Raw genomic sequence first — 22,977 nt, 5'->3', positions numbered from 1 at the left:
TCCGTGGGTGAGCGGCGCACGGTGGTCTCGCGCTCCGGATGCCAGCATTCCGCGGGTGCGGGGATGCCTCGGCGGGTGTGCGTCAAAGGCCGTCATGCGACTTCACGCGAGGTAATGCGCGCGTCGTGCGCGGGCTGCCAGCCCAGGGCGGGCAGCACCGCGTGCCGGATGTCGAAGAGGATCTGGCGGTACTCGTCCTCGGCGAATCCGTACGGCAGCGCGACGCGCAGCTCGGTGCGGCCGTCGATGGACGGGTCGCCGAGGAGCCGGTCGACGATCTCCTCGGCGCTGCCGATCAGGTCGCGCTGGAAGACCACCCGGCGGCCGCCGAGGATCGCGGGCTCCGCCGTGCGCGCATTGCGCCCTTCGGCATAGTCGCGGTAGTGCGCGCGCTGCTCCGCGGTGGCGGTCGTGGTGGGCACGATGACCCGCTCCACCCCGACGACCGGCGTGCCGGGGCCGGCGAACTCGGAGTAGTAGGCGTCGAGGTGCACCCGCTGCGCCGGCTCGAACCGGTCGTGCCCCTCGGCGTCGCTCAGGTTGCCGAGCAGCAGCTTCAGTCCGCGGCGCGCCGCCCAGAGCACCGACCGCTCCGAGCCGCCGCCGAGCCAGACCCGATCACGGAGGCCCGCGACGTGCGGCTCGATGCGCGGGATCTGCGGGCCGTACGGCGTGTACAGCGGCTCGGCGTGGAGCGCATGCCCCTCGAGCGCCTCGAGGAACCGCTCGATCAGCGCGTAGGGGTCGATCGGCTCCTCCGACCGCCCCAGCGGGGCGAGCAGCTCGCCGTGCGGCGAGGACGTGCTGATCCCGACATTCACCCGCCCGCCGGCGAGTGCGTCGACGGTGCCGAAGTCCTCGGCGAGGCGGAACGGCGTCTCGTACCCCAGCGGCACGACGTCGGTCTCGAGCCTGATGGTCTCGGTGCGCTGACTGGCCGCGGCCAGGAACGGGAGGGCGGACGAGATCCCCCGCTCCAGGTGCCGCTGCCGGATGCCGGCGACGTCGAAGCCGAGCTGCTCCCCGAAGGCGAACAGCCGCAGCGTCTCTTCGAGTCCGACCTGAGGCCGGCGGTCGGGATGGTTCCCCGCGAGGATGAATCCTGCGCGGGGAACCAGGCGCTGCGTCATTCGGCGTCCTTCCAGGCCGTCACGAGCGACTCCAGCCGCGAGTCGGCGCCCAGCGTGACATCGTGGACGTCGGCCTGAGTGCCCAGGATCGACGTGAGCTCGTGCACCGGGATCTGGTAGTACTGGCTGGCGATCCGCTCCTGCGCCTCGGCGAGGATGTCGGCGCGTGCCGCCGGGTCGCCCTCGGCGAGCTGGGCCTGGAGCAGCTGCTCGAGCTCCGGGTCGTCGATGCGGAGCTTGGTCGTGGCCTTCGAGAAGGTCGTGCGCAGCACGTCGCCGTCGGCGCGTGAGCTGTTGCCCCACGCGATGTCGAAGTCTCCGGCCTCCTGCTTGGCGAGGTAGTCCGGCACGACGCTGCCCGCGAGGTTCAGCTCGATGCCGGCCTGCTTGAGCTGCTGCTGGATCAGTTCGAGGCTGGTCTGGTTGGGGCCGAAGTTCGTGATCCAGATCAGGTTGAGCGAGAGGCGCTCGCCGTCCTTCTCGCGGATGCCGTCATCGCCGGCGACCCAGCCGGCCCCATCGAGCAGCTTGGCAGCCTTCTTGGCGTCGAATGCGAAGTACGAGCTCTGGTCAGCCCACGAGGGCGTGTTCTTCGCCAGTGCGCTGGTGCCGACGTTGAACAGGTCGTTGAGCGAGGTGTCGCGGACCTCTTCGGCGTTGATCCCCGCGGCGATCGCCTCGCGCACGACGACGTCGGACACGAGCGGGCGCGAGACGTTGAAGGTGAGGCCGAAGCTCAGACCAGGGTTCGCCCGGTAGACGAGCGGCAGGTTCGCGGACTTGATGATGTCGACATCCGTCGGCTGGACACCTCCGATCACGTCGAACTGGTCGGACTCCAGCCCGCCGGTGCGCACGCTCGCCTCGGGCACGACCTGGAAGGTGACGGTGTCGAGGTGCGCGGCGCCATCGTTGCCGCGCACGGCCGGTGACCACGCGTAGTCGTCGCGCCGATCGAGCACGGTGGAGACGTCCTTCGTGTACGACTCGAGCGTGAACGGGCCGGTGCCGACGAGGGAGGCGCCGTCGGCGCGGTCAGCGTAGGGGACGGCGAGTGTCGCCGCACCGACGATGCCGAGACCGACCGCGGCCGTCGCGTTGGGGAAGGCGGCGTTCGGCTTCGCGAAGTGCACCTCGACGGTGTCGTCGTCGACCGCGACGGTCTCCTGGTAGCCCACGAACGCGGCCACGGACGGGCTCAGCGCGCCGGCCGCGACGATGTCGTCGAAGGTCGCCTTGACCGATTCGGCGGTGAGGGGTGTGCCGTCGGAGAACGTGACGTCGTCGCGCAGCTCGAAGGTGAAGACGGTGGCGTCCGCGTTCGCCGTGTAGGAGGTGGCGAGCCAGGGCTCCAGCTCACTCGTCTCGGGGTCCTGGTAGAGGAGCGAGTCGACCAGCTGACGGGTCACGTACCAGGTGTCGTTGCCCGAGCCGGTGCCGGACGGGTTGAGCGAGATCGGGTCGTTCGCGATCGCGAAGACGAGGTCGCCGCCGTCGACGGGGCCGGACGCGGCATCCGCTGACGTGGTCTGCGTTGTGGCACTGGCGCACGAGGCGAGCACGAGCGCGGTCGTCAGTATCGCTGCGGCGGAGAGGGTGGTTCGGATTCTCATGGTGGGTTCCTTGCGGTACGGGTGCGGTTACGGGTGGGGCGGGAGAGAGGTCGAGGCCTGCCCGCCAGGGATGGCGTCGATGAGGGCTCGGGTGTAGTCGTGCGCGGGGCGCTCGAAGATGTCGTCGGCGGAGCCGGTCTCGACGATGCGCCCCTGGCGCATCACGGCGACCTCGTGGGCGACTTGGCGCACCACGGCGAGATCGTGCGAGATGAACAGGTAGGTGAGGCCGAAGTCGCGCTGCAGCCCGACCAGGAGCGTGAGGATCTGATCCTGGATCAGCACGTCCAAGGCCGAGACCGGCTCGTCGAGCACGAGCAGCTCGGGTGAGATCGCCAGGGCGCGGGCGATCGCCACCCGCTGGCGCTGCCCGCCGGAGAGCTCCGCCGGTCRCCGCTGCAGCACCGAGACGGGCAGGGCGACGACATCCAGCAGCTCGGCGGCGCGCGCCGAACGGCTGCGACGATCGCCGAGCCCGAAGGCGCGCAGCGGGTCGGCGATGATCTGCTCGATCGACTGGCGCGGGTTGAGGGTGGCGTACGGGTTCTGCTGCACGAGCTGCACCCGGCGGCGCAGCTCGCGAAGGCGCGCGCCTCGCAGGTTCGTGACGTCGTCGCCGTCCAGGCGCACGACTCCCGACGTGGGCGGCACGAGGCGCAGCGCGAGCCGAGCCGTCGTCGTCTTGCCCGAGCCGGACTCTCCGACGAGGGCGAGCGTGCGCGCCCGCGGGATCGCGAACGAGACGCCGTCGACGGCGCGCTGCGTGCCCGAGCCGGCGCTGCGGGGCAGCGCGAACTCCTTGACGAGGTCCCGCACCTCCAGCACCGGCGCGGCCCCGGGCGTGGGCGCCGCTTCACCGGCGGATGCGAACGGATCGCCCGGCCGACCGGAGAGCGCCGGTCGGTCGGCGACACGCACTGTGGCGAGTCGGGATGCCGCGCCCCGCCGGGCGCTGAGGCTCGGCGCCGCCGCGATCAGCTGCTGTGTGTAGCGATCGGCCGGAGCAGACAGCACCTCCGCGGGCGTGCCCGCCTCGACGATGCGTCCGCGATGCATCACGACGATGCGATCGGCCCGGTCGGCGGCCACTCCCAGGTCATGGGTGATGAGCAGGATGCTCGTCCCGGTCTCTGCGCGCAGCTCGTCGAGCTGATCGAGGATCTGCCGCTGCACCGTCACGTCGAGGGCGCTGGTCGGCTCGTCGGCGACGATCAGCTCCGGTCGGCCGATCATCGCGATCGCGATCAGCACACGCTGGCGCATGCCTCCGGAGAGCTCGTGCGGATACTGCCTCGCACGCACCCGGGCGCGGGAGAGGCCCGCGCGCTCGAGCGCCTCGATCGCCCGTTCCGCAGCGGTCTGCCGATCGGCGAGCCCGTGCACGAGGAGGACCTCGGCGACCTGGGCGCCGATCCGCACCACCGGGTTGAGGCTCACCGTGGGGTCCTGCGGGACGAAGCCGATCCGCTGCCCGCGGATCGGGGCGAGTTCGGCGCTCGTCGCAGTCACGAGGTCGATGCCATCGAGGTCGGGGTCGCCGAGCAGCAGCCTCCCGACCGGAATGGTCGCGGCGGCGGGCAGCAGCCGCACGATCGCGTGCGCGGTGGTGGACTTGCCCGAACCGGACTCGCCGACGATCGCGACGRTCTCACCCGCAGCCACGTCGAACGAGACGTCGCGGACGGCCTCGACCGGGCCGCGTGCGGTGCGGTAGGTCACCGCGAGTCCTTCGATGCGGAGGACGGGAGTGCCCCAGGCTGCGGCGGTCATCGGACGCTCCGATCGGGGTCGAGGGCACGCGACAGCCGGTTCGCCGAGAGCACGGTGAGGGCGATCACGATGCCCGGGAACGTGGTCAGCCACCAGGCGGACCGGAGGTAGTCGCGGCCGCCCGACACGAGCGAACCCCACTCCGCGAGCGGCGGCTGGGCGCCGTAGCCGAGGAAGCTCAGCGCCGACACGGCGAGGATCGCGCCGCCCAGTTCGAGCACCGACAGCACCAGCACCGGGCCGAGCGAGTTGGGCAGCACGTGCCGGCCGAGCACCCGGCCCCATCGGTTGCCGGAGGCGTAGGCCGCCTCGATGTAGGGAGCCGAGCGGACGCGCAGCACCTCGGACCGCATGATGCGGGAGACGGATGCCACGCTGGCCGCGCCGACCGCGATCGCGACGTTCACGGTTCCGAAGCCGAGGGCCGTGATGATGGCGAGCGACAGCAGGAGCCCCGGGATCGCGAGCAGGACGTCGGCGCCGCGCATGATCAGGTCGTCGACGGCTCCGCCGGCGAACCCGGCGATGACACCCAGGACCGCGCCGACCAGGATCCCGACCGACACCGCGATGACCGCGGCCGAGATCGTCAGCGGGGTGCCGTGCACGACGCGGGTGTAAAGGTCACGCCCGATCTGATCGGTGCCGAACCAGTGCTCGGCCGACGGCGGCTGCAGCTTGTCCGCGGGGACTCCGAGCAGCGGATCCCCCGGCGCCAGCAGGCTCGGCCAGATCGCCGCGATCACCACGAGCGCGAGCCATATGACGGCCAGCACGACGGTCGGGCGGCGCAGCAGTTCGATCAGGCGCCGCACCCGTGGGCGGCGGGCGCGGTCGGCGACGGCATCCTCGAACCGATCCGCCGAGGTCTGCGTGAAGGTGTCTGCGGGGCGCTCGGCGGCATCCGGCAGCAAGGCGGTCGTGTCGCTCATCGTGCTCCTCCCACGGGCTCGAGAGCCTCGGATTCGGCGTCGGACGGGACGGGCGCGGCGGCGTCGTCAGACGTGGTCGAGGCTGTGCCGCGTCGCCGCTTGCGCCCGCCGGCCAGCACGATGCGAGGGTCCAGGTGCGGGTAGATCAGGTCGACCGTCAGATTCGCGATGACGAAGACGGATGCCGCGAACAGCACCACGCCCTGCACCACCGGGATGTCCTGCTGCTGCACCGCCGCCGCGGTCACCCGGCCCACCCCTGGCCGGGAGAACACCGTCTCGGTGACGACCGTGCCGCCCAGCAGCTGTCCCACGATCAGGCCCGTCATGGTCAGCGCCGGCAGGGCGGCGTTGCGGAGGCCGTGCCGCAGGTGCAGCCGGGTGCGTCGCACGCCCTTGGCCCACGCGGTGTCGATGTAGGGCTCACGCAGCGTCGTGTCCAGGCTCTTCGCGAGCAGCTGGGCGATCACCGCCCCGGTCGGCACGGCCAGCGTGATCGCCGGAAGGACGATCGAGATCGGTCCCCCGTCGCCCACGGCCGGGAAGAGCGGGATCGCGAACGAGAACCACTGGATGAGCAGCAGGCCGAGCCAGAACGACGGCACCGCGACGCCGAGCGGCGGCAGTCCGATCAGGAAGTCGGACAGCGCCTTATTGCGGGTGAACGTGGCGAAGAACGCGATGCCTCCGCCGAACACGACAGCGAGGACGAACCCGGCCGCGGCGATCTGCAGCGTCGGCGGGATCGCCTCCGCGAGGATTGTGGTGACCGGCCGGCCGGTGACGATCGATGTGCCGAGATCGCCGTGCAGCACGTCCACCAGCTGGGTGAAGTACTGCACGATGAGCGGGCGATCGAGCCCGAGACGCTGGCGCAGCTCGTCAAGCTGTGCAGCCGAGATGTCGGTCGCCTCGCCGCCGGCCAGCAGGCTCACGGGGTCGGCGGGCAGCGCGTAGAGCACGATGAAGGACACCGTGTAGGCAGCCCACAGCACGACCACTGCTTGCAGCAGACGCCTGCCTATGTAGAGGGTCACGCGCTCTCCTTGCTCGGTTCGCGGTCTCGGCGGTCGAGTCCGTCGGCCACGATGACAGCCCCGGCAAGCGCCATGTCCGGTTCGGCGTCATCGACGTTCATGTCCTGTCACCGGGGGTCACACATCGACTCGCCGGCCTCCGCCACGTGACTCATGAGTCGTCGTGTGAACTCGGATGACGGCATCCGACCCCGCCGACCACCCGGTGCCGCAGGCTTTTCGGAAGCAACTCACGAAGGAACCCGCACACGCCGATGAGCCACACCCTTGCCCCGCACCACGACGCCGCACTGCTCGACAACCCGGCCTGGCACGCCCTGAACGGTCCGCACGCCTCGTTCGCCATCGGCGACGATCTGGTGCGCCGCTACCCGGCGGACGTGGCGCCCTTCGTCGCCGTGCGCACCTGGGATGAGCCGCGCGTCTGGGAGGCGCTCCTCGAGCTCGTCGGTCCGGGCGAGGACATCGGCCTCTCCGGCTCCTACCCCGAGCCGCCGGCCGGGTGGGACGTCCTGGGGCACGGTGCCGGCGTGCAGCTGGTCGAGACCGACGTCCTGACTACGCGCCCCGACGACGAGGCGATCCTCCTCGGCGCCGACGACGTGCMCGAGATGCTCGCGATCGTCGAACGCAATCAGCCCGGCCCGTTCCGCCCGCGCACCTACGAGCTCGGCCGGTATGTCGGCATCCGTCGCCAAGGCAGGCTCGTCGCCATGGCCGGGGAGCGGATGCACCCGGAGGGCTGGACCGAGATCAGCGCGGTCGCCACGGATGCCGAGTACCGCCGGCAGGGACTGGCGTCGCGGCTCGTGCTCGACGTCGCGTTCCATATCCAGGAGCGCGGCGACCGGGCGCTCATGCACGCTGCAGCGACCAACGTGAACGCCATCGCGGCGTACGAGCGCCTCGGGTTCGCCCTGCGCACGCGCACGACCTTCTCGGCCGTGCGCACCCCTACAGAAGGAGCCTCATCGTGACCGAACCCGTGCAGATCGCGGTGGCACTGGATGGTGCCGGCTGGCACCCGGCCGCCTGGCGGGAGGCCGATGCCCAGCCGCGCGAGCTGACCTCCCCGCGCTACTGGCGCGACCTCGTCAGGCCAGCGGATGCCGCGGGCATCGTCTTCGCGACGATCGAGGACGCCCTCTCCTTCGGCGGCCGCGCCAGCGGCGACGGCGAGCCCCGGGCCGACCGGGTGCGCGGACGCCTCGACGCCGTCCTCCTGGCCTCGTACCTGGCGCCCCTCACACGCCGCATCGGACTCGTGCCCACGGTGACCACGACCCACCCGGAGCCGTTCCACCTCGCCACCGGACTGCAGACCCTCGACCACGCGAGCCACGGCCGCGCCGGCGCACGCATCGTCGCGGGCTCATCACCCGCCGAGCGGGCGAACTTCGGCCGCCGCACGGACGGGCCGACCGGCTTCCCGGCGTCGGGCCGCGTCGAGGATGACACCGCGTGGCAGGCGGCCTTCCGCGAAGCCGGCGAGGTCGTCGAGGCGATCCGGGGCCTTTCGGACTCGTGGGAGGACGACGCGATCATCCGCGACCTCGAGACCGGGCGATTCCTCGACCGCGACCGGGTGCACAACCTCGAATTCGAGGGTGAGTTCTTCTCGATCACCGGCGCATCGATCGTGCCTCGGTCGCCGCAGGGGCAGCCGCTCATCACCGCGCTCGCGCATCAAACGGTGCCGTATCGCTTCGCCGCCGAGCACGCCGATGTCGTGTTCATCACGCCCGCCGACGCGGCCGCGACCGCCGGCATCCTCTCCGAACTCGCCGAAGCTGCCGCCGAGGTGCGCTCGGAGCCCGAGCCGCTGCGGGTCTTCGCCGACCTGATCGTCGTGATCGAGGCCACGAAGGCGGCGGCGGATGCGGCGTGGGCTCGCCTGCAGTCGCACGAGCAGCTCGTCACCGACGCGCGCGTCGTGGTCGGCACCGCTGACGACGTCGTCGACGTCATCCGCGAGCTCTCCGCCGCCGGTGTCGACGGGGTGCGGCTGCGCCCGGCTCGTCTTCCCGCCGATCTCACCGCCATCACCGCGAACGTGATCCCGCGCGCGAGCGCGGCCGGCATCCGGCAGCCCGACAACGGCGCCGCCACCCTGCGAGAGCGCCTCGGCCTGCCGCTGCGCGCGAGTCGCTACACCCGACAGGAGGTTTCGGCATGAGCCGCTCTGCATCGAAGCGCCAGATCCACCTCGCCGCCCACTTCCCCGGCGTCAACAACCAGACAGTGTGGACCGACCCGACCGCGGGCAGCCAGATCGACTTCGCGTCGTTCGAGTACTTCGCCCGCAACGCCGAGCGCGGGCTGTTCGACTACATCTTCCTGGCCGAGGGCCTGCGGCTGCGCGAGCACCGCGGGCAGGTGCACGACCTCGACGTGCTCGGCCGGCCGAACACGCTCGCGATCCTCGCGGCGCTCGCCGGCGTCACCGAGCACATCGGTCTCGTCGGGACGCTCTCCACGACGTTCAACGAGCCGTACGAGCTCGCCCGTCAGCTCGCGACGCTCGACCACCTGTCCGGCGGTCGCGCCGGCTGGAACGCGGTCACCAGCTCCGACGCCTTCCACGGCGCGAACTTCCGCCGCGGCGGCTACCTCGACCACGCCGACCGGTACACGCGGGCGTCCGAGTTCGCCGAGATCTCCAAGCGCCTGTGGGCGTCGTGGCAGGACGGAGCGATCGTTGCGGATGCCGAGGCCGGCGTCTTCCTCGACGACGCAGGTGTCGCGCCGGTGCGCTTCGACAGTCGCCTCTTCGACATCGACGCCCTCTTCGATGTGCCGAGCTCCCCCCAGGGACGCCCCGTCATCGTGCAGGCCGGCGACTCCGCGGACGGCCGGGACTTCGCCTCCGAGCACGCCGACGTCATCTTCTCGGGGCACACCGAGTTCACCGACGCGCAGAACTTCTACCGCGATGTGAAGGGCCGGCTCGCCGAGCGCGGGCGCTCAGAGGACTCGCTCAAGATCCTTCCCGCCGCCAGCTTCGTCCTCGGCGACACCCTCGAGGAGGCGAAGGAGCGCTCACGCGAGATCGCGCTGGCGCAGGTGCGCCCCGAGACGGCGATCACCTATCTCGAGCAGATCTGGAACCGCGACTTCAGCGGCTACGACGCCGACGGCCCGCTTCCGGATGTCGAGCCCGACACCGGCGTCGAGTCCGCCCAGGGCTTCGCGAACCGCCATGCGGCGGTGCGCGCGCGGATCGCGAGCCTGCGTGAGGTCGCCGCGACCGAGAATCTCAGCATCCGGGATCTCATCATCCGGCTCACCGCGAACCATACGTTCGTCGGGACGCCTGACTTCGTCGCCGCCGAGATCGACCGGTTCGTGCAGGAGCGCGCGACCGATGGCTTCACCGTCATCGGGCACGTCACCCCGCACGGGCTCGACGAGTTCACCGAGCGCGTGATTCCCCTCCTGCAGGAGCGCGGCTCGTACCGCACGTCGTACGAGGAGGGCGCGACGCTGCACGACCTGCTGGAGCTCGCCCCGGTGCGGGCGGGGGCGCCGGTCGCCGCAGGCCGGTGACCGAGACGGATGCCGCGGCCACGGTCCTGCGGGTGGTCTTCGTGGGCGCCGGCCCCCGCGCGGTGATGCTGCTCGAACGCGTCATCGCGCACCGGGGCGAGCAGCCCGGCCGCCTCGACATCACGCTCGTCGACCCGCACCCGCCCGGCGCCGGACGCATCTGGCGGTACGACCAGTCGCCACTGCTCAAGCTCAACTCGATGGCGCGGGATGTCACGGTCTTCACCGACGACACTTGCACGATCGATGGTCCGGTGCGTCCAGGTCCGTCGCTGATCGAGTGGGCGGAGCTCGTCCGCAACGGTGCACTGCCGGATGTCGAGCTCACGGATGCCGGAGTCGCCGCCGAACTGCAGGGTCTGGCCCGTGACAGCTTCCCGACCCGGCGGCTGCAGAGCTGCTACCTCGACTGGTTCTGGCGTACGACGGTCGCTGCGGCTCCCCCCGGGGTGTCGGTGCGCTGGCTGCAGGACACCGTGACCGGGGTTCGGCCCGACGCCTCGGGGCACGCTGTCGATCTCGCCGGCGGCGACCGACTGGGGGCCGACCTCGTGATCTACGCGGTCGGACATAACGGCCGCACGCCGGCCGGGCCGACCGCCGCGCTGATCGCGGACGCCGCCCGGGCGGGGCTGACGTACGTTCCCCCGGACTTCACCGCGGACGCCGATCTGTCCGCGCTCGGGGCGGGCGAGGATGTCATCGTCCGCGGCATGGGTCTGGCCGCCGTCGACCTCGTGGTGCTGCTCGCCGAAGGCCGCGGCGGCCGGTTCACCCGCGATGCCGACGGCCCGCTGCGCTACGAGCCGTCCGGCCGCGAGCCGCGGCTGCACATCGGCTCCCGCCGGGGTGTGCCCTACCGGTCCAAGGTGTCGTCCGTCATCCAGGGCGCTCAGCCGCAGCTCGAGGTGCTGACGAAGGATGCCGTCGCCGGTCTGGTCGCCCGCCCCGCGCCGGTCGACTTCGAGCGCGACCTCTGGCCGCTCATCGCCCAGGAGCTCGTCTGGGGCCACTACCGCGAGCTGTTCACCGGACACCCCGAGCGGGTGACCTGCACCTGGGACGAGTTCCGCGAGGTGCTGCGCGACCACGGGGGCGACGTGGATGAGGTGGACGTGCTGCGTCGAGCCGCCGAGCGGTTCGTCCCCGATCCCCTCGACCGCTTCGATGTGCCCGGCCTGGATCGACCGCTCGGCGAGGAGACCTTCGCCACCGACGAGCAGCTGCAGCACCGCATCCGCCGCCACATCGCCGACGACCTGACCCTGCGCACCACCCAGGAGCGCAGCAGCGCCCAGGCAGTCTTCTTCGCGGTGCTGCTGTCGTTCCTGGCGCTCGCCGATGTTCCGCCGGAGCGGTGGAGCGCCCGGTCGCGCGCCGTGTCACTGCCCGTGACCTGGCACACGTTCTTCAGCTACGTCGCGAGCGGGCCGCCCGCGCACCGGCTCGAGGAGCTCCTCGCGCTCTCCGAGGCCGGCGTCGTCCGCTTCCTCGGCCCGGATGTCGATGTCCGGATCGACGCAGAGCGCGGGTTCGTGGCATCCAGCCCCCGCGTGGCGGGCGAGACGGTCGCCCGCGCGCTCGTCGACGCCTGGCTGCCGGAGTCCGGTGCGGCTGTCAGCGACAACCACGCCCTCCGAGAACTCGCCGCCGCGCATGGCCGGGAGTTCCGCGTCGCGGATGCCTCGTTCGAAGGCTCGCTCGGGCGCATCGACGTCGACGCCGACGGCCGCGTCGTCGCTCGCGACGGCTTCGCCCACGAGTCGCTGTTCGGCGTCGGACCGTTCACCGCGGCCACCGAGGCCGGAGCTTTCACGCGCCCGCGCGGCGATTCGCTGTCCTTTCGCCAGACCGACCGCGTCGCCGGGGCCATCACGGCGCGGCTGCGCGATCTCGCCGACGCCGGCGTGACTCCGGAGCTCGCCCTGCGTTGACGCGCCAGGAGAGGGCGTGGCGGTGTGCCCAGGCAGTCGTCGTCAGGCCCGCGCTCGGCATCTCGAAATTGGTCGAAAAACATCTGCTGATCAGGTGGAATTCGGGGTCGGAATGTCGGTGGCCCTCAGCAGAATAGGGGTATGAAAGACCTCATCGATCGCCTCGAAGCACTCGACGCGATGATGGCTGAGGTCGTATCCGAGGCTGTCATGGGCGGGGCTTTGAGGATCGCCGACGAAGCCGGGATCGTCGAGCTGCTGTCGACGACGGCGCGGATCGGCCGGCGGCTGGATGCGGTGCTGATCGAGGCGGTCGGCGAGGTGGAGGCGCGGTCGTCGTCGGGGGACCGGGACGATCGGATGACAACGCGGTTCGGCTGCCACGATGTCAGCGAGCTGGTGGAGCGTGCGACGCTGTGCTCCCGGTCGTCGGTGTCGCGGCTGCGTCGCGCTTCGGGGGCCGGTGCAGCGTGAGGTGTCGCTCACGACGGGTGAGCTGCTCGACCCGGTACTCCCGGGCATGCGCGCGGCAATGTGCGAGGGTCTCGTCGGCGTCGATGGGCTGGTCGCGGTCGCCGGTCCGCTGCTCTCCGCCGGGTCGCGGATCTCCCAGGAGGAGCTGCTCGCCGCCGACGCGGCACTGTCCGCTCAGTCGCGCGGTGAGGGTCCGGATGGGGCGCCGCCGATGGGTGCCGACCTCCTCCGTGTGCAGGCGCAGGCGTGGTCGATCGCGCTCGATCAGGACGGCGCCGAACCGCGGGAGCGGATGACCGAGCGGAAACGCGGGTTCACGCTGGGCGCCCCCACCGACGGGGGCGTGCCGTGCCGGGGGAATCTGATGCCCGAGGTGGCCGCGCAGCTGCAGATGATCTTCGACGCGCACAGCAACCCGGCCTACCACGGCGTCCAGTTCACCGAAGAGTCCCCCACCGACGGGGAACCCGATGACGCTGTGGTTCCGCGCGACTTCCGGACGCGGGCGCAGCAGCAGCACGACGCGCTCGCGAGCGCCCTGTCGGTGGCGGCCTCCAGTGGTCTGCTGCCCACGATCGGCGGAGCCGCCCCGACCCTGATCGTGTCCGTGCGCGAAGAAGACGCCCAACGCGGGGAGGGATACGCGCACGCCCAAGGCTGTGACATGCCGCTCGGAATGAGGGCGGCGCTGCATGTCGGGTGTGCCGGTGCCATCCAACGGATCACGTCCCGCGACGACGGACGCATCGTCCGCATCGGCATCGAAGAACGCGTCTTCAACCGGCACCAGCGCCGCGCCATCGCGCTGCGCGACGGCGGGTGCATCATCCCCGGCTGCGGTGTTCCCGCCGGCTGGTGTGAAATCCACCACGTCCAGGAGCACGTCAACGGCGGACCCACCCACACCGACAACGGGGTGCTGCTCTGCTGGTTCCATCACCGCTTCATCGACTGGCACGGATGGAAGATCCGGATGAACCACGGCGTCCCCGAAGTACGCGCACCCAGCTGGTGCGACGCCACCCTCCGATGGCGGCCCGTCACCACCTCGAAAACCCGACTCCACGACGCCGTCCTCCGACACTGAACCCGGGTCGGCGTTGCCGCACTCGTCGACCGCGGATCGACTAGCGATAGTCGATTATCGGGTACTGTGTGGTCATGTCCGATGCAACGGCGCGAATGCAGGGTCTCGACAGGGGCCTGCTGTCTGATCAGATCTACTCGATGATTCGAGGCATGATCCGAGATTCGACGCTGCAGCCGGGCGAGCAGCTCGTCGAGTCTCAGTTGGCCAGACAGCTGAAGGTCAGCCAGTCCCCCGTGCGGGAGGCCCTCAAGCGCCTGACGCACGACGGCCTCGTGCAGCAGGTGCGACACCATGGCAGCTTCGTCGCCGACTACTCGCGAGCCGAGGTCGAACAGGCCAGAGTCGCACGGGTGACGCTCGAGGAGCTCGCCGCACGGTTCGCGTGCGGCCGACTGGATGCCGCTGCCCGGTCGTCACTCGAGTCCTTGATCGCGGACATGTCGAGGTCGGCGATGGTGAACGATGTGACCGCGTTCCGCGAGTTCGACTTCGAGTTCCATCGGGCGGTCATCGTCGCGAGCGGCAACAGCTATCTTCCGCGCATGTGGGACATCATCGAGCCGAGTCTCCGCTCCCTGCACGTCCTGTCAGATCCCGGCTATGCCGGGGACTGGCACCACGTCGCGGAGTCGCATCGCGATCTGCTCGACGTCCTCGAAGGCGATGCGCCGGACCGCGCGGCGGATCTCTTCCGCCGTCATGCGAGCGGCGAGCTCCACCTCTCCGAACGCCATGGAAGCCAGGAGTCGCAGACCGCCGAGCCGTAGCCGCTCGGCGTCTCGCACCGGTTCCCACCAGCCACTCAGCTTGCTTTTTCTACAATTGCCCGCTGTCGTCGTCGCGCTTGATCCATGCGCGATCCGCCCCGCCCGAACCCGACGTGTGGAGCGAGCCCGACATCGCCAAGACGATTATCGATTTTCGCTATTGCCAACGATTATCGATTATCGTACGCTTGCCCCGACCCTCACCAAGGGGCCCGAAATACTACGGAAGGTTCAATGATGATCACACGCCGTTTCAGCCTGGCGGCAGCAGCGAGTCTCGCTGTCGCCGGCCTCGCCCTCGCCGGGTGCAGCAGCTCAGGAAACACGCCTGCCGCCTCCGATGAGAAGGTCGAGCTCAGCATGCTCGTCAACATCACGCCCAACCTCACCGAGGAGTTCTGGAACGAGCTGGTCGCGCCGTTCGAGAAGGCGAACCCGAACATCGACGTCAAGATCCAGCCGCCGGCTGAGTCCGTCGCGAAGACGCTGCCGACGCTCCTCGCGTCCGGCGACGTCCCGGACATCGTCGAGACGCTCGCGCCCACCGCGGAGCTCGCGCCCGAACTCGTCGACCTTTCGCAGTACGACTGGGCGAAGAACGGTCCCCTCGCCGAGCAGTACGCGATGGACGGCAAGATCCTGACGGCCGGCGTCGGCTTCCAGCTTCAGGGAACGGTGTTCTACAACAAGCAGGCGTTCAAGGATGCCGGCATCGAGGCCACCCCCACGACGATGGAGGAGTTCGAGGCCGACCTGAAGAAGCTCAAGGATGCGGGCTGGACGCCGATCCAGTCCGGCGGAGAGTGGATGACCAACCTCTCGCTGCAGTACACCGCGATCCCGTCCGTCATCGGCGAGGAGCCCGACTGGTACCACGGCATCTCCTCGGGTGACCTCATCTGGAGCGACACCTACCGCGACTCCGTCGAGCGCTACGCGTCGTGGGTTAAGGATGGGTACATCCCAGCCGACTCCGTGGGCGTGAAGTACCCCGACGCTGAGACGTCGTTCCTCGCAGGCAAGGCGGCCATGTACCCGATGGGCAGCTGGTTCGCCGCCGCCGAGGCGAAGGCAACCGACAAGCCCGAGATCGGCGTCTTCGCGGCTCCGGCCGTAGAGGGTGTCACTCCGGCGCAGATCGCGAACCTCGCCGCCCCCTACGTCATCATGAAGGCGTCCAAGCACCAGGACGCGGCGGCGAAGCTGGTCGAATTCCTCGTGACCGACAAGGACGCCGTCATCGCCCAGCTCAAGATCGACGGAAACTTCCGCGAAGGCTACGAGTACGAGACCACGCCGCTCGGTGAGGAACTGCAGCAGATCATCGCAGACACCCCTGCCGAGTCCTTCACCCCCTCCGGTGACGGCTACGGCGGGCGCACCGTTCCGGCCGGCTACGGCGCCGAGCTGAACACCCAGACCCAGGGCCTCATCACCGGCGGATCAGCCGATGCCATGCTCGCGGCGATGGACGCCTGGTTCGAAGCGAACCGCTAAAAAGCACCACTCATCGGGGGCGCGAGTTCCGGCTCGCGCCCCCATCCCCCACCCCCACCACTCAACGATGAATGGAGGCCGACGATGGCAGATGCATCCCGCGCCCTGGTTGTCTGGAAGCGTCGACTGCCCGGCTTCCTCATGAGCGCCCCGGCGGTCATCGTGTTCCTTGCGATGTTCGTCATTCCGATGGGGCTGGCGTTCGTGCTGAGCCTCACGAGCTGGACCGGCTACAGCCTCAACCTCGACTTCATCGGCTTCGACAATTACCTCGACGCCTTCAAGAACCCGCGCACTCTCGACGCAGCGATCTTCACTGCCATCCTCGCCGTCGCGGGCACCATCCTGTGCAACGCGGTCGGCCTCGGCCTGGCCGCGCTGATCAGCGGACCGGGCGCGACGAATGCGGTCGCCCGCACGGTCTTCTTCTACCCCTACATCATCAGCGCGCTCATCATCGGGTTCCTGTGGTCGGCGCTGCTCGCCCCGCATGGCGTCGTGAACAGCATGCTCGGTCAGGCCGGGTGGGGCTCGATCCCGTTCCTCACCGATCCGATGTTCGCGAAAGCCACCGTGATCTTCACGGTCGTCTGGTCGCACTTCGGCTTCAACATGATCCTGTACATCGCGGGCCTCAAGTCGATCCCCGCCGAGTACTACGAGGCCGCCACCGTTGACGGCGCGAACCGCTGGGCGCGGTTCCGCCACATCACGCTGCCTCTCCTCGCTCCGATCGTCACCGTGAACGTCGTACTCACGCTGGTCGGATTCCTCAAGGTCTACGACATCGTGCTCGCCCTCACAGACGGCGGTCCGGCCGCCTCGACGCAGACCATCGTCTACCAGATCCTGATGGACTCGTTCCAGAACGCCAAGCTGGGCTTCGGTGCCGCCCAATCGGTCATCCTGCTGATCGTCACGGCGATCCTGGGTCTTGCCGTTACCCTCTCCCGTCGTGGAGCCGAGAAGAAGGTGAGCGAGTGATGTCGACGACCGATGCGGTCATGACTCCCGTGGCAGCCGACCTCACCAGCGAGGCCGCAACCGAGAAGGACACCGCCGTCAAGAACCGCAAGCGCCGCAGCCGTACCACGAAGATCAAGGAGCCCCTCGCCGGCAAGGTGTTCAAGTGGCTCATCCTCGGTCTCGTGGCTGTGGTCATGCTCGTCCCGCTGTACATCATGGTGATCAGCGCCTTCAAGCCGGCGCAGGACATCCTGCTGAACCCGCTCGGCTTCTCGCCGGGCTCGTTCACGCTGGACTATCTCGTGAAAGCCGCCACGAGCGAGCGATTCAACGTGATCGCCGCGTACGGCGTCACGCTGCTGTTCGTGCTGCTCGTCAACCTCTTCTGCATCCTCCTCGCCGCGCCGGCGTCGTATGTGATCGCACGCGGTCGGCGCAAATGGCACCTCGCGCTGCTCCTCCTCTTCGTGTCCGGGCTGTTCATCCCGGGCCAGGTCACGCTCATTCCCGTCGTGTTCGTGCTGCGGATGCTCGGACTCATCGGCACGATCCCCGGATTCGTGCTGTTCGAGACAGCGCTCACCCTGCCGATCACGATCTTCCTGTTCACGGCGTACCTGCGCACCGTGCCGCGGGACATCGACGAGGCGGCGTCCCTCGACGGCGCGGGAAAGATCCGTGCGTTCTGGTCGTGCATCTTCCCGATCATGAGGCCGGCCGTGGCGACGATCGTGGTGCTGAACTCGATCAGCGTCTGGAACGACTTCATCAACCCGCAGGTGATCCTCGGCCCTGGTTCGGGGATCTACACCGTGACGACAGGCGTGTACGCGGCGGTCGATCAGTACTCCACTGACTACACCACCGTCTTCCCGACGCTGCTGCTCGCGATCGCGCCGGCGCTCATCTTCTTCATCGTGATGCAGCGTCACATCATCGGCGGCCTGGTCGCCGGGGCGACCAAGGGCTGATCCCGTGCCGGACTGGGAGATCCTGACCACCCCCCTCCGGGAGATCCCCGCCTGGGCGGTGCTGGAGCGGAGGCTGTTCGAGGAGATCGAGCGGGCGTGGCCGCGGTTCGCGGAACGCTACTGCGAGAGCGATGGACGCCTTCGCTACACCGGACCCCTCGAGAGCCGTGATGGGGTGGACGACTTCTACGAGCCGTTCTTCAACTGGCCGTCCTTCTTCGCACTCGGCGGCGGGCACGAGATCCTCGAAGCAGCGAAACACCACTGGCGTGGGGTCACCGCACAGCTCACCGAAGCGGGCATGCTCACCGACGAGTACGAGAACGGCTACGACTGGTTCCACCAGGGCGAATCGCTCATTTTCTTCTACGCTCTCTGCGCCGCCGACCCCGATGACGCCGAGTTTCGCGAGCGTGCGCGCCGGTTCGCCGAGCTCTATCTGGATCAGGCAAAGGGCAACTACGACCCGGCAGCCAACGTGATCCTCGCTCCCCACAACGGCGCACGCGGGGCGCTCGAGGGCGTCGGCGACGAGTGGGAGTCGTATTCGGCCGGCCAGCTCAATATGAAGCCGTACGGGCTGCCGCTCGAGGGGATCCCCGGCATCGACACGTGGGATGACCTCGAGGATCCGGCGAACGCAGACCTCATGGGCGCCGAGATGCGCCGCCGTGCGCACGGAGACGTGGCGGTCAATCTCGGGGCGACGAGTCTCGTCGCGAACCACTGGCTCTATGACGGAGATCAGCGCGCGGCCGCGTGGATCACGCGTTATGTCGATGGATGGCTCGAGCGGGCCAGGGCGAACGGCGGGCTCCTCCCCGACAACGTCGGCCCGGACGGCATCGTGGGATCGCTTCAGGATGGGCGCTGGTATGGCGGCCACTACGGCTGGACCTGGCCCCACGGCCTTCCCTGCGTCGGCATGGCCGCGCTGATCGGCGCGACGAACGCCGCGCTGGTCACCGGCGACGATGGGTATCTCGAGCTGGCCCGCGTGCCACTCGACACCGTCGTCGCGGCGGGGATCACGGCATCCGTCGCAGATACCCCGATGAGTCTCCGCGACAACTGGCTCAGCCGTCTCGGCGAGGACGCGGCGACGCCTGCCCTGCTCGTCCCGCACCGGTACCGGCCCAGCGGCTGGTTCGATTTCGGCCCGATCCCGCTCGAACTGCCGACCTGGCTCTGGTGGGTGTCGCGAGACCGCGGGGATCTCGAACGCCTCCGTCGGCTGATGGCCGTCCAGCCCGAGTCGCCCACCGCGGTCAAGCCGTTCCGCGACAAGGCGGAGGGCGGTCACGACCTGCCGTGGCTGAGCTTCCTGGCCGGCGAGAACCCCGACTACCCCGAACGTGCGCTCTCGATGGCACTCGGACAGGTCGCGCGCCGGGTGGCGCTCATGCAGACCGAGGATCCCGACCCTGCGACCATGCACATCCACTTCTGGCAGCGTGTGCAGCCGGTCGTGACCGAGGTGCTCACCCAGCTCATCTCCGGCGCGCCGCAGGTGCTCTACAACGGCGGGCTTCCGCTGGTCGCGGTCAGCTACGAGGACGCCGACCTGGCGCGTCCGGGGCTGCCACCGGATGTCGCGGCCCTCGTCTCCTCGATCGACGGCGATCGACTTGCGATCGAACTGGTGAACCTGTCGAATCTGGAGTCGCGCCGCATCCGGATCCGCCCTGGCCGGTTCGGCGAGCGCGACATCAGCACCGTGCAATCGACCGGGGAGGTCGATTCCGCCTACCCGGGAGACCCGGTCCGGTACACCTCGGTGCCCGGGAAGATCGTCACGGCCGAGTCGCCCGTCGATGCGCCGGACCTGCTCGTAGAGCTTCCCCCCGCGCATCGCGCCGATCTCGTGCTGACCATCACCGAACCCATCAGACCGCCGCGGCATCGCGTCGCCCGTCCAGCATCAACCGAAGGGACCCCATCATGACCGACCAGGTGACCGCCCCACCGCCCCGCGCCGTCGACCTGCCGATCCGGGGCGGCGCGTGGAGCCGTCCGGACGCGGAAGAACTCGCGGCCATGCAGGAGATCGGGTCGGCCACCGCCTGCTCGAAGCTGCATGGGCTCGGCATCCGTCGCACGTTCGTCGAGGGGCCCCGCCCGCTCGTGCCCGGCCAGAAGGTGGTCGGCTCGGCGCTCACCCTGCAGTTCATGCCACAGCGAGAAGACCTCGCCTCGGGGCTCTCGCAGGAATACGTCGAGCGCCACACGGCGCTCTGGGCCGTGATGGAGACGGTGCAGCCTGGCGACGTGCTCGTCATCCAGGCGTATGGCAGCGCCTTCTCCGGATGCATCGGCGACATCCTCGCCCGCTATTTCCAGCGCAAGGGCGGCGCGGGCATCGTCGTCGACGGCCGCATCCGCGATGCCGGCCGCATCCGCGAACTCGGTATCCCGGTCTGGTGCACCGGCACCACGCCGCACTACGCCTCGCAGTCGGAGCTCTTCCCCTGGGCCTACGACGTGCCGGTCGCGGTCGGCGGTGTGCTCTGCATGCCCGGCGACTTCGTCGTCGCCGACGACGACGGCCCCGTCGTCGTCCCGCAGGCTCTCGCGCGGGATGTGCGCGAATCCGCCAAGGACCACCAGGACTGGGAGGTCTTCAGCCGTGAGCGCCTCGACAGCGGCGCCCGGCTGAGCGACTACTACCCCCTCACCCCGGCGACCCGCGAGGAGTACGAGGCATGGCGCTCGGCCACCAGCTCGCCCCGCTGATCCCACCCGAAGGACTGCTCGCCGGCGTCGGCCTCGGCTGCGCTCCGATCGGCGACCTGTTCACCGCCGTCAGCGAGGCCGACGCCGACGAGACCGTCGCGACGGCGCTCGCCTCCGGCATCCGATTCTTCGACACGGCCCCGCACTATGGTGCCGGGCTCAGCGAACGCCGGCTCGGCAGCGCCCTCGAGGGCGTCGACCGCGACAGCGTCGCGATCGCGACCAAGGTCGGCCGCCAGATCGTCGACGCGCACGGCGACGTCGTCCCGCCAGGCGGCGTCGGTGTCCGCACGATCGGGGATCTCAGCGGTGACGGCGTGCTCCGCAGTCTCGAATCGAGTCTCGCCCGGCTCGGCGTCGACAGGATCGACGTGCTCTACCTGCACGACCCCGACGACGTCGATCTCGCACTGCGGACCGCGATCCCCGCGATGCTCCGGCTGCGCGCGGAGGGCGTCGTCAGAGCGATCGGCGTGGGCATGAACTTTTCCGCACCGCTCGCGAGGTTCGCCGCGGAGTCGGATGTCGACCTGGTGATGGTCGCGGGGCGCTACACACTCCTCGACCATTCCGCCGCCGAGGACCTGCTCCCGGCGGCAGCCTCGCACGGCGTCGACGTCATTGCGGCCGGGGTCTTCAACACCGGGATCCTTGCCGATCCTGCCGACGACGCCCGCTACGACTATCGCCCCGCTCGTGCCGATGAGCTCGCGCGGGCCCGCGCCATGAAGCAGCAGTGCGCCGATCATGGGGTGCGACTCGCCGCCGCCGCCATCGGCTTCCCGCTGCGGCACCCGGCCATCACGGGCGTTGTGGTCGGGGCGCGAACAGCCGACGAAGTCCGGCAGTTCGCGGCGGACGCCACCGCCGTCGTGCCGGCCGCGCTGTGGAACGAGCTCGATGGCTGACGCCGTGCCCCCGATCATCGACGCGCACGTCCACCTGTGGGACACGAGCCGGTTCGACCTGCCCTGGCTCGCCGGCGTGCCCGAGCTCGCGCCGCGCTACCGGGTCGTCGATCTCCAGACGGCGATCGGCGATCGCCCGGTCGTGCAGGCGGTGGCGGTGCAGGCCGGCGAGTCGGCCGAGGAAGCGGAATGGCTGTTCGGTGAAGCGGGCGGGCAGACTGCACTTCCCTTCCGGGTGGTGCTTCAGTACGAGGCGGCTGCCGGGACGTGGCTTGGCCGGGTGCAGGCGGCCGTCGACCGGCTCGGCATCGTGCCGGCCGGTGTGCGCCTGCCGCTCCATCGCCGCGCTGCGCATTGGTTGGATCTGGATGGCCTGGACAGCCTGCTCGAACGTCTTGAGGAGCAGGGCATCGTGCTGGAGCTGCTGCTCCGGCCCGACCAGATCGCCGTCGTCCAGCAGTTGGCCGCCACGCACCCGCGGTTGGAGATCGTGCTCTGCCATCTGGGGCTGGGCGCGCTCGCCCCGACGCCGGAGTGGCGGACCGCTCTGGCGCGTCTGAGCGGCAGCCCCCACGTCTCGGCGAAGATCTCCGGCGTCTTCACTCGGCATGAGACGCGATCGGAGGCGGATGCCGCCGCGCGAGGTGCCATCGACGCCGCGGTCGACGCTCTCGGCCCCGATCGCCTCATGTTCGGCAGCGACTGGCCGATGTCGACGCGGGTCGGAAGCTACGCAGAGATCATCGACCGGACGGCCGGCGCGCTCCCGGTGCTGACCTCGAGCGAGTCGGCGGCAATCTGGAGACGCACGGCACAGCGGATCTACGGTCCCGCGTAAGCCCGGCGATTCAGCGTTCGGCCTGCGCCGGGTCGGCGCCCGGCTGGTCGGCGTGCAGGTCCGCGATGAAGCGGTTGATGATGGGCCCCATGGGTCGCTCGGGATGACCGGCCATGCCGATGGCATGCGCGCTGAAAAGGTCGTCGGCGGCTTCTGGGTCATCACCCTCGAGCACCTCGAGAAGGGCGCGGTGCATGTCGGCGACGACATGCCAATCGCCGTCGTACGCGGGGTCTGACAGCACGTGCATCGATCGGAGACTCGGCTCGAGGATGTCCCACATCCGCGGCAGGTAGACGTTCCCGCCGGCGAGCACCACCGCCTTGTGGAACTCGAAGTCCAGTTCGCGGAACGCCGCGATGTCGCCTTGGTCGGCCGCGGCGTGCATCTGGTCGATGATCGAGAGGAGCACGGCTCTGACTGCCGAGTCGATGCGCCCCTGCGCCAAACGCGCGGCCAGGCCCTCCAGCGCCACTCGTGCGATGCGGGCATGCTCGGCTTCGCGCGGGGAGAATTCGGCCACGAATGTGCCGTGGTGCCGCACCTGCGTGACCAGGCCCTCGTGCGCCAGTCGCTTGAGCGCTTCTCGCACTGGCGCCTGACTGACTCCGAGTCGTCGCGCCAGCAACGACTCGACCACCTGCTCGCCGGGCTTCAAGGTCGAGTCCTTGATCATCGCCTTCACGAGCACATAGATGCGATCCGAGAGCAGACCGCGATCCAACTCCAGTGACATTCCCCCAAGATCCGACACGCCCGGAGTCTATCGAA

20 protein-coding genes are annotated in these 22,977 nt (G+C 69.7%); 14 read left to right on the top strand and 6 right to left on the bottom strand.

Annotated elements, in window-relative coordinates; all coding sequences use genetic code 11:
- Positions 1–92: 92 nt before the first annotated feature.
- The 5 genes from ACXJ3V_RS15880 to ACXJ3V_RS15860 are packed head-to-tail and all read right to left on the bottom strand — an operon-like array spanning position 93 to position 6,482.
- Positions 93–1,130, bottom strand: coding sequence for an LLM class flavin-dependent oxidoreductase (locus tag ACXJ3V_RS15880; RefSeq protein ID WP_457101302.1), 1,038 nt, complete (start codon positions 1,128–1,130; stop codon positions 93–95).
- On the bottom strand, positions 1,127–2,743 hold the full coding sequence (locus ACXJ3V_RS15875; protein ID WP_457101301.1) for an ABC transporter substrate-binding protein: 1,617 nt from the start codon (positions 2,741–2,743) through the stop codon (positions 1,127–1,129). The genes ACXJ3V_RS15880 and ACXJ3V_RS15875 overlap by 4 nt, the downstream gene beginning before the upstream one ends.
- Positions 2,744–2,770: 27 nt before the next feature.
- Positions 2,771–4,513 (bottom strand): dipeptide ABC transporter ATP-binding protein, encoded by a 1,743-nt coding sequence (locus ACXJ3V_RS15870; protein ID WP_457101300.1) that lies wholly within the window; start codon positions 4,511–4,513, stop codon positions 2,771–2,773.
- Positions 4,510–5,445, bottom strand: coding sequence for an ABC transporter permease (locus tag ACXJ3V_RS15865; protein WP_457101299.1), 936 nt, complete (start codon positions 5,443–5,445; stop codon positions 4,510–4,512). Before ACXJ3V_RS15865 ends, ACXJ3V_RS15870 begins: the two co-directional genes overlap by 4 nt.
- A complete protein-coding gene (locus tag ACXJ3V_RS15860) occupies positions 5,442–6,482 on the bottom strand; it encodes an ABC transporter permease (RefSeq protein WP_457101298.1) in 1,041 nt (346 codons plus the stop codon). Before ACXJ3V_RS15860 ends, ACXJ3V_RS15865 begins: the two co-directional genes overlap by 4 nt.
- A 254-nt stretch (positions 6,483–6,736) precedes the next feature.
- Between ACXJ3V_RS15860 and ACXJ3V_RS15855 the strand changes: the two genes are divergently transcribed.
- The 14 genes from ACXJ3V_RS15855 to ACXJ3V_RS15790 all read left to right on the top strand — a co-directional run bounded on the left by ACXJ3V_RS15855 (position 6,737) and on the right by ACXJ3V_RS15790 (position 22,206).
- Entirely contained in the window at positions 6,737–7,459 is a 723-nt protein-coding gene (locus tag ACXJ3V_RS15855) for a GNAT family N-acetyltransferase (RefSeq protein ID WP_457101297.1), read from the top strand.
- Entirely contained in the window at positions 7,456–8,658 is a 1,203-nt protein-coding gene (locus tag ACXJ3V_RS15850; protein ID WP_457101296.1) for an LLM class flavin-dependent oxidoreductase, read from the top strand. Before ACXJ3V_RS15855 ends, ACXJ3V_RS15850 begins: the two co-directional genes overlap by 4 nt.
- Positions 8,655–10,028: an NtaA/DmoA family FMN-dependent monooxygenase gene (locus ACXJ3V_RS15845; RefSeq protein ID WP_457101295.1), complete on the top strand. Its 1,374-nt coding sequence runs from the start codon at positions 8,655–8,657 to the stop codon at positions 10,026–10,028. The genes ACXJ3V_RS15850 and ACXJ3V_RS15845 overlap by 4 nt, the downstream gene beginning before the upstream one ends.
- Positions 10,025–11,962, top strand: a complete 1,938-nt coding sequence (locus tag ACXJ3V_RS15840) for an FAD/NAD(P)-binding protein (RefSeq protein WP_457101294.1) — start codon at positions 10,025–10,027, stop codon at positions 11,960–11,962. The genes ACXJ3V_RS15845 and ACXJ3V_RS15840 overlap by 4 nt, the downstream gene beginning before the upstream one ends.
- A gap of 141 nt (positions 11,963–12,103) precedes the next feature.
- Positions 12,104–12,436, top strand: coding sequence for a hypothetical protein (locus tag ACXJ3V_RS15835; protein ID WP_457101293.1), 333 nt, complete (start codon positions 12,104–12,106; stop codon positions 12,434–12,436).
- A gap of 1 nt (position 12,437) precedes the next feature.
- Positions 12,438–13,523: a DUF222 domain-containing protein gene (locus tag ACXJ3V_RS15830; RefSeq protein WP_457101292.1), complete on the top strand. Its 1,086-nt coding sequence runs from the start codon at positions 12,438–12,440 to the stop codon at positions 13,521–13,523.
- Positions 13,524–13,597: 74 nt separating this feature from the next.
- Entirely contained in the window at positions 13,598–14,293 is a 696-nt protein-coding gene (locus ACXJ3V_RS15825; RefSeq protein ID WP_457101291.1) for a GntR family transcriptional regulator, read from the top strand.
- 237 nt (positions 14,294–14,530) lie between these two features.
- Entirely contained in the window at positions 14,531–15,790 is a 1,260-nt protein-coding gene (locus ACXJ3V_RS15820; RefSeq protein WP_457101290.1) for an ABC transporter substrate-binding protein, read from the top strand.
- Positions 15,791–15,874: 84 nt separating this feature from the next.
- On the top strand, positions 15,875–16,774 hold the full coding sequence (locus tag ACXJ3V_RS15815) for a carbohydrate ABC transporter permease (protein WP_457101289.1): 900 nt from the start codon (positions 15,875–15,877) through the stop codon (positions 16,772–16,774).
- Positions 16,774–17,727 carry a carbohydrate ABC transporter permease gene (locus ACXJ3V_RS15810; protein ID WP_457101288.1) on the top strand — a complete coding sequence of 318 codons (954 nt, stop codon included), beginning with the start codon at positions 16,774–16,776 and terminating at the stop codon, positions 17,725–17,727. Before ACXJ3V_RS15815 ends, ACXJ3V_RS15810 begins: the two co-directional genes overlap by 1 nt.
- Positions 17,728–17,731: 4 nt before the next feature.
- The gene (locus ACXJ3V_RS15805) at positions 17,732–19,672 is read left to right on the top strand and encodes a hypothetical protein (RefSeq protein WP_457101287.1); all 1,941 of its coding nucleotides are present in this window, start codon (positions 17,732–17,734) and stop codon (positions 19,670–19,672) included.
- The gene (locus tag ACXJ3V_RS15800) at positions 19,669–20,460 is read left to right on the top strand and encodes an RraA family protein (RefSeq protein WP_457101286.1); all 792 of its coding nucleotides are present in this window, start codon (positions 19,669–19,671) and stop codon (positions 20,458–20,460) included. The genes ACXJ3V_RS15805 and ACXJ3V_RS15800 overlap by 4 nt, the downstream gene beginning before the upstream one ends.
- Complete coding sequence (locus tag ACXJ3V_RS15795; protein WP_457101285.1) at positions 20,430–21,368, top strand: aldo/keto reductase; 939 nt, start codon at positions 20,430–20,432, stop codon at positions 21,366–21,368. The genes ACXJ3V_RS15800 and ACXJ3V_RS15795 overlap by 31 nt, the downstream gene beginning before the upstream one ends.
- A complete protein-coding gene (locus tag ACXJ3V_RS15790) occupies positions 21,361–22,206 on the top strand; it encodes an amidohydrolase family protein (RefSeq protein WP_457101284.1) in 846 nt (281 codons plus the stop codon). Before ACXJ3V_RS15795 ends, ACXJ3V_RS15790 begins: the two co-directional genes overlap by 8 nt.
- A 10-nt stretch (positions 22,207–22,216) precedes the next feature.
- Here ACXJ3V_RS15790 and ACXJ3V_RS15785 read toward each other — a convergent pair whose 3' ends face one another.
- Positions 22,217–22,960, bottom strand: coding sequence for a GntR family transcriptional regulator (locus ACXJ3V_RS15785; protein WP_457101283.1), 744 nt, complete (start codon positions 22,958–22,960; stop codon positions 22,217–22,219).
- Between the last annotated feature and the right edge of the window lie 17 nt (positions 22,961–22,977).

This window comes from Microbacterium sp. P5_E9 (assembly GCF_054049175.1).
Note: the sequence above shows the minus strand (reverse complement) of the source record. Positions and strands in the feature narration are given on the sequence as shown.